Genomic DNA, 13,649 nt, shown 5'->3' on the forward strand with positions numbered 1-13,649 from the left:
CACAAAAAAGCACCACATCAAAATGAAGTGGTGCTTTTTTAAATCTGAACTGATACTTCTGAAATTTAGCTGAATATCTATTTAATATTTGCTGATCAATTCATCTAATACCGCTTGATAGTGAATCGCAATATCTTCAGCTAGAATTTTATAGACATTGTCGAATTGCACCATCGGCCAGCCCTCTTTCCAGAAAGGAAAAATGTTGTGCAAATCATGCGTCACCACAGCATCTTCACGCACAATCGCTTGTGCAACCTGAGCCAATACTTGTGCAGTTTCTGTGCCATCAATGGCTAAATAATCAATGCCACGTGCTTTTAAAATACGTACACGGTCTTTTTTATAACGGATTTTTTTCATTTGCGCTTCGTTTAACTGCAAAGCCAAACTTACTGCTTCTACAAATTTGCTTTCGAATGACTGATTCAATGCCACCAACGCTGCTTTATGCGCTTCCTGACGACCTGCTTTCCCACCATTACGGATAATTTCTTTTGCCTCTGTGTCTAGCTCATCACTTTTCATAGACTGCAAAATGTCGAGTATTTCGATATCACTTAATGATTCAGGAGATTGGTCAATCATGTACTGCCCTTGGACAAAAAATAGCAAAACGCTATTTTCGCACAATTTAGCTAAAAGCTCGACACATTCCGAAGCAATTGTTCACACAAGGCAGTGCTGCACCTATTACAGTGCAGCAGTTTAAAATTGATCTTTCAGCTTTGATCGTCCTTGTTTATTTTAAATTTCTTATTGTTCCCTTAGTTTTTCTCCTGAATTTTACCGTCTATTTAAAACCCGTTATTTCAAATGAATAATCCAATAAATAACAGGTTTAACTTTTCAACTCACTTGTACTTTTTAGTAAAAAATAATTAACAGGTTGCTCTTTACACTTAATACAAGTTTTCGCGTTTATCATGATCGAGGCGGTCAATATAGCGTTCTAAATGTAGCATCGCATGATACATTTTATTTAAGTTCCGAACATTGATTTGCTGACGAACAATATTTTTGTGTAACCGTTTTAATGCACGTAGACTGTGTTTTGGCGTATATGCAGATAAAATTTTCATAAGCCTGCTCTCTCTATCAAATTATTTTACATGAACCATTTTGTTATCTTGAGAATGAATTCAATGAATATAAAGATAAGCTCTATTATTGACAGGGTGTGTCCTACACCTCCTTAATATTTGACTATTTGGAAAAATTTTATTGTGTTAAATTGTAGTTTAAAGGAATATTTATGTAATTATGATTAAAATAATTGCTAAAAAAGATTCAAAAAATCTTTGTTAAAATCTTCTATAAAAATATGCATAAAAAACTGACACTCGGTCAGTTTTTTATGCGGGCTGATTTTAAATTTTGAGTCTTTAAATCACTTCCACCACTACTTTGCCCACATGCTCACCTGTATCCATTTCGGCATGTGCTTGTTGAATTTGATCAAACTGGAAAGTTTTATAAATCATTGGCAGACATTCGCCTTTTGCTAACAATGGCCAAACAATCTCTTGCAAGCCTTTGGTAATTTCAGCTTTTTCTGCAGTATTGCGGGCGCGCATGGTCGAACCCGTAATGGTAAGACGCTTCATCATAATTTGACCAAGTTTTACTTCTTTGGCTTTTGCACCACCTAAGAATGCGATATACACCAAGCGACCATCACGACGTAATAAGTTTAAATTACGTTCCAAATACGGCGCACCAACAATATCTAAAATGACATCGACCCCAGCATTGTCTGTCGCTGCATTAATCACTTGTTCAAAATCTTGTGTCTTGTAATTAATTGCTGTGGTGAGATGTGAAATTGCTTGTACTTTTTCATCTGAACCTACGGTTGCAAAGGTTTTTAAACCTAAGGCATTGCACAGCATTAAAGCAGTTGTACCAATACCACTGGTTCCACCATGAATCAGCGCCGTTTCACCTGCTTTGGCTTTACCCATTTGGAATACATTGGCCCACACAGTAAAAAATGTTTCAGGTATCGCAGCGGCTTGTACAAAACTGACACCTGTTGGAATTGTCAAAGTCTGGCTTTCTGGTACAACACAATATTCTGCATAACCACCACCATTGGTTAAGCCACACACTGCATCACCAACTTTAAATTGGCTAACATCTGCACCCACAGCAACTACTTCACCTGCTACTTCTAAACCTGGCACTGGCGTCACGCCTTTAGGCATAGGATACAGACCCTGACGCTGTAAAATATCAGGACGATTCAAACCAAAAGCATGTACTTTGACCAAAACCTCATTGGCTTGTGGCTCAGGTATTGCAACCGTTTCATAGGCTAATTTTTCTGGGCCACCTGGTTCTGTAATAATAATCTGCTGCATTGTGTTTTGTGTCATGGCAAATCCCTGATTGTTTGATGCTGATATGAATTCTGACTATTTGAACATAAAACAGCAAAGCATTAAAACCCAGATTAACTTAGGTATAATTCTCATGCCGTGGTGTTTCATGCGTGATTAAATTTTTATTTATGATTAAAGAGTATGTGATGTCAGAAATTGTGGAATACAACGAAAATAATTACCGTGAGTTTGAATATGAAACAGGCGTTGCGGTGATTCGTTTTTATGCGACGTGGTGTACGCCTTGTGTTCAAAATGCACCATTTTTTGAGCAGCTTGCCCAACTTTTTGATGCTTCGGTAAAGTTTGGCAAAGTGAATGTCGATCAATCTCCAATTTTAACTTTGCGTTATCAAGTCTTTGGTTTACCGACCACTCTGATTTTTAAAGATGGGCAAATTGTTGAACGACTGTCGGGCAATGTTTCTGTCGTACAACTTCAACAAAAAATTCAGAGCTATCTTTAAGCCATGTAGAGTAGCGTCAACATATTAAGTTTGAATTACTACCTGATCGCGTCCTGCATGTTTGGCTTGATACAAATGCGCATCTGCAGCTTTCATAAAATCATCCACGTGCGTATACGCTTGTGCGCGAGTCATCCACGCTACACCGATACTTAAAGTCACATATTGTTTATGGTCTTCTCGTGCTACATGCTCAAAAGCTGCATCACGCACAGCCTGCAAGACCTTTTGCATGAGTGGTGCAATCGCAGGTTGCGGAATATCGTGCAGTAAAATGGCAAATTCTTCACCCCCATAACGTGCCACAAACGCATTTTTAGGCAAAATATCTTGTAAAACTTTAACTAGGTTTTGCAGAATTTGATCGCCTTTTAAGTGCCCATAATGATCATTGTATTTTTTAAAATAATCGACATCGAGCATCGCAAAGACCAAAATATGTCGCTTATTTTGCAAGGTTTCAAAATACAAACGCTGAATTTCTTCATTTAATGCACGGCGATTATATGCCCCTGTTAATGCATCGGTTTTAATCTGTATTTCCAGTTTTTCATTCAAAAGACTGAGTTGTTCAGTGCGTTCCTGCACTTTTAAATCTAACGAGCTGTTTAAATGAATCAGTTTTTGGTTCAAGCGTTCAATGCGTAAGTTATGGTAGGCATAATTTCGTGCCTGCTGAAACATGATGAGCAATGCATAAACACTGGTCGAAATAAAAGATAAATGAATGGAATTGACCAAATTCAGCATTAATAAAAAATCATGAATAAATGTGCCACACAGAATAATTACTGCCCAAAAATTGATTCTAGAATAATGCTCTCCTGAATGCAGGGTTTGATAAAATCCATAAGCAAAATTTGCCAAAATCAGCACAAAGAAAAAAGAACTATAAAATGCCAACTGCTGAAAAATAGTGGGTTCTGCCCACAGCGTCACCCCAATATTAAAGCTCAATAACAGCATTGCCGCGCTATATACCCAACGATGCAAATAGCGCGAACTGAGCAAAAACATATAACTCAGGAAAAATAAAATCGCTAAAAAACTAAATAAATATTCGAGTCTTATTCCCCAAGACCAACTTAAATTCAGGAAAGTGGTATAGGCATAGGGTGCAGAAAATAAATTGTGTAATGCCAGAAAAACAATAAAAATGCCGAAAATAAAAATACGCTTGGTCTTTCCACCATTTGCAAGACTAAATGCCGAAAACATCAAGGTAAACAAACCAATACCAAGTACTGCCCCACAAATCATGGCAATACTCATCATCAAACGCTGATACTGTTGATTGATGGTGCGACTTAAACCAATTTTCATTGGATTTTTTAAACCACCTTGCAAGCTCTGAAAGCTAGACGCTTGAATGGTCAGGGTAAAATATTCACTTTCAGGAACAAAATATGCAATTCGTGGGGCATTTTCGGTTTGGTGACTACTCGCATCTGCACCGACTGTGCCAACACGCACCAGTGGATCGCCATTTAAAAATACCCGATAGGCGCCATATTGGTTGGGAATCCAAATCGCAATACGTCTGCCTAGAAATTCTTTTGGAATTTGAAAGTGCCCAATAAAAGTGCCGTAAGTATTGGCATTGCCCATTAAATCTTCAAATGAAGCAGGCAATTCAACGGTATTCGATGCCAGTACCGCACTGGGTTCTTGAATCAATTGTTGCGGATAAAACAACCATCGCCCAGTCAAAATACTCGATTGATCTTCAGTAAATTGAACAGAATTGAGCAGTTGTTGATATAGATAGTAAGATTCAGGTGCAGACTCATACTGCGCCAACACACGCGGTGGTGTGAGTACACTGCACAGTAAAATTAAGAAGAGTAATGCACACTTGTGCCACATCCGAGTGAAATTCAAAAATGCAAAAATCCTATTGTGCTTGTTTTTTAATCTAATCGTTCTTGCACTAAATTTGAAGTAAAAAATTAAGTCATTTATGCTAGACCTTACTGGCATCGGCATCGGATGAATGACTTAAATTCTAGCGGTTTGGCTAAGTTGAAAGGTGTTTATTGATCGCGTGTTTTCACATCATACAATTCAATTTCAAAAATCAAATTAGAATTAGTAGGAATGATATTGCCCATTTTGCGCTCACCATAAGCCAAATGCGCAGGTACGATCAGTTTGCGTTTACCACCCACTTTCATCCCCATGATGCCTTGATCCCAGCCTTTAATGACACGACCTGTACCAATCACGGTTTCAAAATAGTTACCACGGTCTAAGGATGAATCAAACTTTGTGCCATCTTCCAACCAGCCTGTGTAATGCGTAGTAATTAAAGCGCCTTTAACCGCTTCTTTCCCCTCACCCACCACCAAATCAATAATTTCTAATTCTGCACTCATGTTCATCTCCAAATATTTGCACTTCGATGTTTAAGATAATTTCCAGCTCGTGCAAGTGTTATTGCAACTGTGTCCACTCAATCTGAGCCTGTGCCTGATCGCCAATCAATGTCCATTCGCCATCCATTACATTCAACTGCAATTGCATGGTACGTTCGCATAAAGCTTGAACGGCTTCGGTACTCGCTGGCGATAGTTGCCACACTTCAACATTATTTAAAGTTTTGATTTTACTGTTACGTTTGTACCATTCATCTACCGATGAACCATAAGCAATAATCGCAACTTGCTTACAACGCGAACTGGCTTTTTTGACTTTGTCTTCATCTGGGCAACCGACTTCAATCCACTTAATTAACTGCCCTGTTAAGTCTTTTTCCCACAAAGCAGGCTCATCGGTTTCAAATAAATCTTTGGTAAATTCCAAAGCTTCATCTGCATAACGTGCGAATGCCAAAATACGCACCATCAATCGCTCAATAGTTTCAGAAGGATGCAATGCCATGGTGAGCTGATAGTCACCGTATTGATGCACATCCATATTGGCAATGTTCAAATCTGCCTTATAAATTGTCGCTTTCAGCGCCATTGTCTATTCCTAAAACTATGTTTAAATTTGCCACTAAGCATAATGGATTTTCTGTGATTTTGCTGTATCGTTTGCCCGATAACGTATAGATTTCAGTCTAGAACCGCAGCAGCATCGACCCGATACGCCAATAGTTCAGCCTCAAATTTTTCCCAATCACGCTCGCTTTGATAAATAATTTCCAACCGATTGTCTATGCCTTCATCGGTAGATTGATAATTAAATTGCTGCGGATTGAAGTTGAAACTTTTCCAACCCTGATTGGTATAAAAAATTCCTTTAATACGCAGCCAATCTTGCTGTTCACAGAGTAAATCTAATAAGGGATAAAAGTCGAATTGCCAACGTTTAGGCAATTTCCAACCTGCGACTGCATATCCTTGTGCAGTTTCGACATAGTGATATGGCAATTGTTTGATTTCTGCAGACTCTTGCAGATTTGTAGAGCTGACCTTCTGTTGCAATTTTAGCAACGGCTGAATTTTACGCTGTGTACCGACATACGGTATATCCATTTCGGTCAAAGCCAGATGACCCTGTTCTGCTTTCAACCATTTTTGCGCGTAGGCTTGATATTCCTGTTGTAGTTGTATGAGGGCTTGCTCATCTGCCGCCTGCATTTGGTCTGCATGTGACACCACAATAATTTGTGCAGCTTTGAGCTGATCGGCATACAGGTTTTGCTGCGTCCACGCCTGATCATGCAAACGCGAACCATCTACTACCGTCACCAAGGCGCGCATCGATAAATGCGTATGCCAATGTGGTTCGGTCAGTTGTTCCAAGAGTTGCGCAGGATGCCCCAAACCTGTCGGCTCGATGAATAAACGGTCAGGCTTCGCTTCGGACAATAAACGCGACAAAGCAATTTGCATAGGCAATTGGCTGCTACAACATAAGCAACCGCCCAATAATTCTTTGACTTGATAACCCTGTTGCTGAGGTAAGAGTTGTTGATCGACCCCGATTTGTCCAAATTCATTCATCAGCACCGCCCAAACTTCATGTTCTGGTTTTTGGCTGAGTAACTGTTTCAATAAGGTGGTTTTTCCTGCACCGAGAAAACCAGAAATAATATGCGTCGGGACTGCTTTTTGTGGTGCAATTAATTTCAAAATAAGCTCACTTTATTGAATTTCAAACAACTCAAGCATGCTAAGCAAGTTTAGCGATTAGTTCAATCTGAATCTAAACACACTGAAATTTATTCATTTCAGCACATCTATCACCATCATGATTTGAAAAATTCGCTTACATTTATTACGTGATGATCTGCAACTTATTTGGGGAAATACACGAGTTTTAGCCGCTTGATGTTATGTTTTATTGCCAACCACGCAATTTTATTGCGGAAAACACAGCCATTTTGATTGGATTTGACTGCATATTTAAAACAAAAATTACCAAACTACGACCTATTCATCATCATTGTGCGGTTCAAGTAACCGCCATTGTTTTGCTTTGTTGCAAGCATTGATCCCATAGCTTTGGCTCTTTAGCATGAGTTCCTGTTCAGCCCGTTCAAATCAGGTGATGACTGACTTGAACACTTTAGCCGCAATAAGTTTTTTTACTTAATGCTTGTGCTGAGCACTCCCTACTACTCATGAAAAACTTTAAATAAGGATGCCAAACCATGAAATTGACACAAATTTTACTCGCTTCAACTTTTGCTTTTGCCACTGCAACTACTTTTGCTGCAAAGGCTGAATCGACAGCAACAGAACAGGAAAAAGTGGTTGTTTCAACGCAGGAAACTGTGGCTGGACCTGCTTCAGAACAAGCTGCTGCACAACCTGCATCTGAAGCTAGCACTGAAACACCAGCAGCATCGACCCAACAACCTTAAAAAAACCGATACGTTTTAAAATGTAAATTGAATACAAAAACTGAGTTTTAAGCCACTCTCTCGCTTTACTCAGTTTTTGTTTATCTACAAAGCCAATCAATATTGCCTTGGACAAAATTAAAAAATAGGCACAAAAAAACCTGTCTACAATTGCAAACAGGTTTTCAGCTAAATTTGATGAAAACTTAGGTTTTTTCAGTTTTCTTATAAATACTGCAAGATGGATGATGATTTTCTTGCAAACGCGCAACTTTGCGTTGCTCCGCTGCTTCAAAGCGGCATCGTTTCCAGTCGTTGTCTAATTTCAACGCAGGGATTTGTTTTGGTTTACCATTTTCATCCACTGCAACCATAGTGAAGTAACAGCTGTTGGTATGGCGCACTGTACGCTTTTGGATATTTTGTGCTTCTACACGAATCCCAATTTCCATTGAAGTACGACCGACATGGTTCACACTAGCAAGGAAAGTCACCAATTCACCCACATGAATCGGCTCTTTAAAGTTCACTTTATCAACCGAAAGAGTCACCACATAACTACCCGAATAGCGGCTTGCACATGCATACGCCACTTGGTCTAATAGTTTTAAAATTGTTCCACCATGTACATTCCCTGAGAAATTTGCCATGTCGGGTGTCATTAACACGGTCATGGTTAATTCTGACTGGTCATCTAACACTGGGGCAATTTGATCTAATGGTGACATCGCGTTCTCTAGACTCTTTTAAAGACAGTAAGATATGAGCGTATTATTATATCGCGTTTATAAAAGTTTGAATGTTCATTTCGGCAACAACTGCATCATTATTATTTATATTGTTTATGATAACATTTATTTAAAATTATAAGACTAAAGACTAAGACTCCCAAGCTGTTATTTTTTAATCCATTTCTGATTTTTTAGAATATTTGTTCAAATTGAATATTACGTGAATCCCCCTGATTCAAGTGTTCAAAAAACAATCTAAAATCTTTTATTCAATGGATTATTCAAGCAAATTTCGGCGAATTTACACAAAAAAAGTTCAATTTCCCCGTAAATTTTCAAACTTCGCTGCGACATTTAAGCCAAGCGCAGCATTTCCTGCGACACATTGCTATAAGTCAAAGTTTGTTCAGTACTCAGTGCAGCTTCAATCACATAAGAACCATCTGGATTAATCATCGTCACTGTAAAAATAACTTGCTCCATAGTAGCAAGTTTCACCTGCTGTCCAATTTCAAAGCCGTGCATGAAGTATCCCCTCGATTTTTTATAAAGTTTTAAAGTCCTGAAGCACAAAAGTTAGGCTGTCTTGGAAGCATGTTCAATTGGTAAACTGCTTAAAAAACTAATTCAGTAAATGCTGCATAGAATAAATGGAAACAGTGCGAAAGAACACGCTAAAAAATTGATTTTAAGTCTAAATACCTCATCTCAGTATTTAGATATCTTTAGGGTATCTTTATTTTTAAACTATAATATCAAATACTTACAAAGAATAAATCTAAGCAATCTAACATTAAAGTTATTTTTATCAAGCACCTAATTAGACTTAAGTTAAATCTGTTGATTTCATTGAATTGACCTAAATGAAGGATCTGGACAGCTATTTAAACTGTCCATAAAGCCCAAAAGTATTACTCACTTTATAGTCTACAATTCTATGCCCATGCGCATAATGATGCTGTTGATAGACCTGATCAATTTTATTTAATTGCGCTGCGGTTGCTTCTGCACCTGCCAGCATAGTCGCTTCGCGCCCTTTTACATCAAAAATATGGGCTTTTTCACGTAAATCAGGTTGAATGACCACATCTGCCAGTTTCAATTCTTCATTGGCCAAATGCTTTTGCATAATATTAATATTTTGGTTAAACAATCCCCACACATTACTGGTTTCAGTATGAATAGGCTGCGCCAAAATATTCACGGCAATCACAATATCTGCCCCTAAATCGCGTGCAACCTTGACAGGTACAGGGCTCACTAAACCACCATCGACATATTCATGTTCTGCAATTTTAGTAGGTACAAACATACTTGGGATAGACACTGACGCACGCACCGCTTGACCCGTATTGCCATAATTAAATACAACTTTTTTGCCTTCTTTTAATTCAGTCGCCACCACGTACATCGGGATTTTAAATTGCTCCAAACGGAGTTGATCGACTTGTGCATTGACATAATTTTCAACTTTTTTACCATCAAAAAAGCCTTTTAAATCTAAAGTCACATCCCGCACATCATTGGCTTTCATATTCATGGCAATTTCACGTAATTGCTGTGCATTTTTACCACTGGCATAAATTGAACCGACAATGCTGCCTGCGCTGCTGCCCACAATAAAATCAGGATGAATACCGTACTGCTCAAGTACTTCAATCACCCCAATATGTGCATAACCACGTGCGCCACCACTGCCCAAAACCAAGGCGACAACTGGACCTTTTTTTTGTTGTTTTAACTGACGAAAATCAATTTGATTCAGGCGTGACTCTGCTTCAACCACGGGCTGCGACTCAAGTAAAGTTTGAGTCGAAAATTGCTGCTGTGATGGCACTGCCTGACATCCCACCATCAATAATGCTGTAAGAGATACATACCCAATTTTCATAATGACCTTCTTGAATCCATAGGTTTCAGTCGATATTTCACCGCCAATCGTGACAAGGTTGATCAGCTAACTTGATACAGCAACCATCTTAACCATGCCACTGATGCTATTTGTTTCGCCTTGCATGACCGCCCATAGTCTATCTATTATTTTAACCGATCCTTGTAGTAATTCGTTAAACTGTCACGTCTAGCCACTACAGTGGCGCACAAGTCGAATCTGTCTAAAATTATATGCCAACACCTTCTTATTCCTTATTATTCTGGATTTTTCTGCAATTAGGCTGTCTGTCTTTTGGTGGGCCTGCAGCGCATTTGGTGTTTTTCCATCAGCGTTTTGTGCAACAACTGAAATGGCTAGATGAATCCCAGTATTCACAAATTGTCGCACTTGCACAACTCTTACCTGGCCCAACTAGTAGTCAGGTGGGGTTAGCGATTGGTTATTTGCAAAAAGGCTATTGGGGTGCAGTCCTAGCTTGGTTGGGTTTCACCCTACCTTCAGCGTTGTTTATGGCTTTGGTTGCAGTTTTGGGACATCAATATTTAGATGTACTGTCGTCAAATAGCTTTCACAGTATTCAACTGATCGTATTGGCCGTGGTGGCTTGGGCATTTTGGCAAATGTTGCGTAGTTTTTGTAAAACGGTTTGGCAATATGCCTTAATGTTTGCTTCTGCCCTATTTATTTATCTGATGCCCTTGAGCTTCAATCAAGTTTTAGTGATTCTGATTGCAGCTTGTTTTGGCATTTGGATGGCGAAACGCGCAGCACCAACTGCTGCACAATCATCCACCAATACAACGGCGACAGATACGCATTTTACTGCGGCACATTTACTCAAACATCGTCGTTATGCTGTATTTTGGGCAGTACTTTTTGTTGCACCCTTTATTGTGCTGTCAGGTCTAAACTGGCTGCAACCTCAATTACTCTATGCAGCCAATTTAAGTTTCTATCAAGCCGCATCTTTGGTCTTTGGCGGTGGGCATGTCATTTTGCCTTTATTGCATCAAGATTTTGTTAGCACAGGCTTAGTCAGTACAGAACAGTTCGATTTGGGTTATGCCATGGCGCAATTGGTGCCTGGCCCACTGTTCAGCTTTGCAACATATTTGGGCAGTTTGATTCCAATGACAGAATCAACGCTGCTGAATGCGACTTTAGCCACGTTGGCGATTTTTCTGCCATCTTTCTTTTTGGTATTTTCGACTTTGCCTTATTGGTCTTGGTTAATGCAGCAAGCCTATATTCGTCATGCGGTTACAGGGATTAATGCAGCGGTAGTCGGTTTGCTGCTGTATATGGTGCTCGAAATGGCACAGCGTCATATTTTGAGTATTGTTGATCTGCTGTTTATTGTTTTGGTGATTGGATTATTAAAATCCAAACTACCTGTTTGGCTCAGTTTAATTGGTAGTTTCCTGGTCTATACAGCATTCTTGCATTTCATGGCTTAAATGAAAAATGCTACAGATCAAATAAAAATGCCAGTTCAATTGAACTGGCATTTTTTGTGGATGACTGAATCAAGCCTGAATGCTTTGGAGCTTAGCCACCAAAGAATTTTAGAATAGATTGAATCACCGCAACGTTAATTAAATCGACAAAGAATGCACCACACAGCGGCACAATCAAGAACGCTTTATAAGATGGACCATACATATTGGTAATGGCCTGCATATTGGCGACTGCTGTTGGCGTTGCCCCCATCCCAAAACCACAGTGTCCTGCTGCCAACACGGCTGCATCGTAGTTTTTCCCCATAAGACGGAAGGTCACAAAAGCTGCATATAACGCCATTGTGAGTGCTTGCGCACCTAAAATCACCATCAACGGACCTGCCAAATCGGCCAATTGCCATAGTTTGAGTGACAACAACGCCATCGCCAAATATAACGATAAAGATGCATTCCCAAACACATCAATCGCACGGTCAAAAATATTAACTTTAAAAATACTTTCTAAGACATTACGCAGAACCACACCGCCCGCCAATGCCCAAACGAAAGTTGGTAATTCAAACATCGTGCCTTTGGCAGCGCCTGTCATAAATTCGGCAAATGCCAAACACGCTGCAAATAAACCTAAAGTAGTAATTGCATTATCTGCTGTAATTAAACGAACCTGATGCGGATATTCAAATGGAATAAACTCATTGGAATCTTGATCCGCAGGCGTATTATCGCGTTTTTCAATTTGTTCGTCGGTACGTGGTACAGCCAATTGATGACGATTGATTAAAGTTTTAGCCAGTGGACCACCAATTAAACCACCAATAATTAAACCAAAGGTCGCACTTGCCATGCCCAGTGCCAAAGCACCTTGAATACCATATTGGGTTTCTAAAATTTCACCCCACGCACCTGCTGTACCATGACCGCCAGTTAAAGTAATCGATCCTGCAATTAAACCAATTAGTGGATCAATACCTAACAATGTTGCAAGACTAATGCCGACAATGTTTTGCAACACAATAAATGTGGAAATTGCAATCAAGAAAATAATTAAACCGATTCCGCCCTGACGCAATTTTGTGAAGTTCGCGCTTAAACCAATCGAGGCGAAGAAAATAAGCATAAAGCTAGTTTGCAATGCGCTACTGGTGGTAATGCTATAACCCCAAAATTGATTCACCAACAATGAAACAATAGCGGCAACCAAACCACCTGCAACAGGTTCAGGAATATTATAGCGTTTTAAAAAATCAATTTTATTGACTAAAAGTCGCCCTAAGAGCAGGACGATGACCGCAGCAATCAGCGTATAAAACGCATTAAAAGTAAATTCCATGGCAATATCCATATAGTGATTGCAGATTGTTTTTAATATGATGAAGAGCTGTCTATGCAAACCAAAGCATTTGCATCACTATGACTCTAAATCAACTAAAAAATGCCGCAATACAAAGTATGTAAACAGTATCGTATTTGACCGAAGTTTAAGAGGTATGCATTTCGCTCAGCCAACCCATCCTTTGGTTTCACTCAAGCGTTATCATCTGCGTTTGCCTAGAACAGAAGAAAAGAAAGACAAAAGACAGTATTTTCACTTTCGGGGTGACTTCGAGTGCAAACAACTGAATCGGCTTAACACTGAGAGGTAATCTCATATAAGCTCCAAAATATCTGAGGTGGATAAATACCTTCCGATAAAGATATTCAACCACTTGATAAAAAAACAGCAAGATTAAAGGTCGATCATTATGCATTTTTTTTGACAAAAAGCTGCTATTTTCTGCGGTTTTTTCTAAAAATTTTCTCTGTACACGACAAATTTCACAGAACCCTTATCCTATCAGGATTCTGCTTTCTTAAAATTGCCAAAATTTCCTTAAACTCTTCTTTTTTCCCAAAACCAATTAAACGCTGAATCGCCATTTGA

14 protein-coding genes are annotated in these 13,649 nt (G+C 39.1%); 3 read left to right on the forward strand and 11 right to left on the reverse strand.

Annotated features, from left to right (window positions below; genetic code table 11):
• Positions 1–81: 81 nt before the first annotated feature.
• The 3 genes from FTT78_RS11950 to FTT78_RS11960 all read right to left on the reverse strand — a co-directional run bounded on the left by FTT78_RS11950 (position 82) and on the right by FTT78_RS11960 (position 2,378).
• Entirely contained in the window at positions 82–588 is a 507-nt protein-coding gene (locus FTT78_RS11950; RefSeq protein WP_004977287.1) for a hypothetical protein, read from the reverse strand.
• Positions 589–902: 314 nt separating this feature from the next.
• Complete coding sequence (locus FTT78_RS11955) at positions 903–1,082, reverse strand: hypothetical protein (protein ID WP_096901477.1); 180 nt, start codon at positions 1,080–1,082, stop codon at positions 903–905.
• A 303-nt stretch (positions 1,083–1,385) separates the two neighbouring features.
• Positions 1,386–2,378: an NAD(P)H-quinone oxidoreductase gene (locus FTT78_RS11960; RefSeq protein ID WP_180044388.1), complete on the reverse strand. Its 993-nt coding sequence runs from the start codon at positions 2,376–2,378 to the stop codon at positions 1,386–1,388.
• Between the two features lie 152 nt (positions 2,379–2,530).
• On the opposite strand from FTT78_RS11960, the gene FTT78_RS11965 reads away from it, so the two are divergent.
• Positions 2,531–2,851, forward strand: a complete 321-nt coding sequence (locus FTT78_RS11965) for a co-chaperone YbbN (RefSeq protein ID WP_004977299.1) — start codon at positions 2,531–2,533, stop codon at positions 2,849–2,851.
• A 24-nt stretch (positions 2,852–2,875) separates the two neighbouring features.
• Here FTT78_RS11965 and FTT78_RS11970 read toward each other — a convergent pair whose 3' ends face one another.
• The 4 genes from FTT78_RS11970 to FTT78_RS11985 form a co-directional block, all read right to left on the reverse strand.
• Positions 2,876–4,717: a diguanylate cyclase domain-containing protein gene (locus FTT78_RS11970; RefSeq protein WP_373686465.1), complete on the reverse strand. Its 1,842-nt coding sequence runs from the start codon at positions 4,715–4,717 to the stop codon at positions 2,876–2,878.
• A 167-nt stretch (positions 4,718–4,884) separates the two neighbouring features.
• Complete coding sequence (locus FTT78_RS11975) at positions 4,885–5,226, reverse strand: FKBP-type peptidyl-prolyl cis-trans isomerase (protein WP_180044390.1); 342 nt, start codon at positions 5,224–5,226, stop codon at positions 4,885–4,887.
• Between the two features lie 58 nt (positions 5,227–5,284).
• Positions 5,285–5,815 carry a YaeQ family protein gene (locus FTT78_RS11980; RefSeq protein WP_004977306.1) on the reverse strand — a complete coding sequence of 177 codons (531 nt, stop codon included), beginning with the start codon at positions 5,813–5,815 and terminating at the stop codon, positions 5,285–5,287.
• 92 nt (positions 5,816–5,907) lie between these two features.
• Positions 5,908–6,930: a GTP-binding protein gene (locus FTT78_RS11985; RefSeq protein WP_096901474.1), complete on the reverse strand. Its 1,023-nt coding sequence runs from the start codon at positions 6,928–6,930 to the stop codon at positions 5,908–5,910.
• Positions 6,931–7,451: 521 nt separating this feature from the next.
• On the opposite strand from FTT78_RS11985, the gene FTT78_RS11990 reads away from it, so the two are divergent.
• Positions 7,452–7,664 (forward strand): hypothetical protein, encoded by a 213-nt coding sequence (locus FTT78_RS11990; protein WP_096901473.1) that lies wholly within the window; start codon positions 7,452–7,454, stop codon positions 7,662–7,664.
• Between the two features lie 185 nt (positions 7,665–7,849).
• Here FTT78_RS11990 and FTT78_RS11995 read toward each other — a convergent pair whose 3' ends face one another.
• The 3 genes from FTT78_RS11995 to FTT78_RS12005 all read right to left on the reverse strand — a co-directional run bounded on the left by FTT78_RS11995 (position 7,850) and on the right by FTT78_RS12005 (position 10,265).
• Positions 7,850–8,371, reverse strand: coding sequence for an acyl-CoA thioesterase (locus tag FTT78_RS11995; protein WP_019837477.1), 522 nt, complete (start codon positions 8,369–8,371; stop codon positions 7,850–7,852).
• 357 nt (positions 8,372–8,728) lie between these two features.
• The gene (locus FTT78_RS12000) at positions 8,729–8,899 is read right to left on the reverse strand and encodes a hypothetical protein (protein ID WP_165492551.1); all 171 of its coding nucleotides are present in this window, start codon (positions 8,897–8,899) and stop codon (positions 8,729–8,731) included.
• 355 nt (positions 8,900–9,254) lie between these two features.
• Positions 9,255–10,265 (reverse strand): patatin-like phospholipase family protein, encoded by a 1,011-nt coding sequence (locus FTT78_RS12005; protein WP_214129004.1) that lies wholly within the window; start codon positions 10,263–10,265, stop codon positions 9,255–9,257.
• A gap of 233 nt (positions 10,266–10,498) precedes the next feature.
• Between FTT78_RS12005 and chrA the strand changes: the two genes are divergently transcribed.
• Positions 10,499–11,725 carry a chromate efflux transporter gene (gene chrA, locus FTT78_RS12010; RefSeq protein ID WP_180044392.1) on the forward strand — a complete coding sequence of 409 codons (1,227 nt, stop codon included), beginning with the start codon at positions 10,499–10,501 and terminating at the stop codon, positions 11,723–11,725.
• A gap of 91 nt (positions 11,726–11,816) precedes the next feature.
• Here chrA and gltS read toward each other — a convergent pair whose 3' ends face one another.
• Positions 11,817–13,058, reverse strand: a complete 1,242-nt coding sequence (gltS, locus tag FTT78_RS12015) for a sodium/glutamate symporter (protein WP_026438165.1) — start codon at positions 13,056–13,058, stop codon at positions 11,817–11,819.
• Positions 13,059–13,649 lie beyond the last annotated feature (591 nt).

It is taken from the genome of Acinetobacter sp. YH01011 (assembly GCF_013420785.1).
GTDB classification, from domain to species: Bacteria; Pseudomonadota; Gammaproteobacteria; order Pseudomonadales; family Moraxellaceae; genus Acinetobacter; species Acinetobacter towneri.

Coding starts and splice junctions, on each gene's coding strand:
- FTT78_RS11950 (WP_004977287.1), bottom strand. CDS start 588: ATGATTGACCAATCTCCTGAATCATTAAGTGATATCGAAATACTCGAC.
- FTT78_RS11960 (WP_180044388.1), bottom strand. CDS start 2,378: ATGACACAAAACACAATGCAGCAGATTATTATTACAGAACCAGGTGGC.
- FTT78_RS11965 (WP_004977299.1), top strand. CDS start 2,531: ATGTCAGAAATTGTGGAATACAACGAAAATAATTACCGTGAGTTTGAA.
- chrA (WP_180044392.1), top strand. CDS start 10,499: ATGCCAACACCTTCTTATTCCTTATTATTCTGGATTTTTCTGCAATTA.
- FTT78_RS11990 (WP_096901473.1), top strand. CDS start 7,452: ATGAAATTGACACAAATTTTACTCGCTTCAACTTTTGCTTTTGCCACT.
- FTT78_RS11995 (WP_019837477.1), bottom strand. CDS start 8,371: ATGTCACCATTAGATCAAATTGCCCCAGTGTTAGATGACCAGTCAGAA.
- FTT78_RS12005 (WP_214129004.1), bottom strand. CDS start 10,265: ATGAAAATTGGGTATGTATCTCTTACAGCATTATTGATGGTGGGATGT.
- FTT78_RS11955 (WP_096901477.1), bottom strand. CDS start 1,082: ATGAAAATTTTATCTGCATATACGCCAAAACACAGTCTACGTGCATTA.
- FTT78_RS11980 (WP_004977306.1), bottom strand. CDS start 5,815: ATGGCGCTGAAAGCGACAATTTATAAGGCAGATTTGAACATTGCCAAT.
- FTT78_RS11975 (WP_180044390.1), bottom strand. CDS start 5,226: ATGAGTGCAGAATTAGAAATTATTGATTTGGTGGTGGGTGAGGGGAAA.
- FTT78_RS12000 (WP_165492551.1), bottom strand. CDS start 8,899: ATGCACGGCTTTGAAATTGGACAGCAGGTGAAACTTGCTACTATGGAG.
- gltS (WP_026438165.1), bottom strand. CDS start 13,058: ATGGAATTTACTTTTAATGCGTTTTATACGCTGATTGCTGCGGTCATC.
- FTT78_RS11970 (WP_373686465.1), bottom strand. CDS start 4,717: ATGTGGCACAAGTGTGCATTACTCTTCTTAATTTTACTGTGCAGTGTA.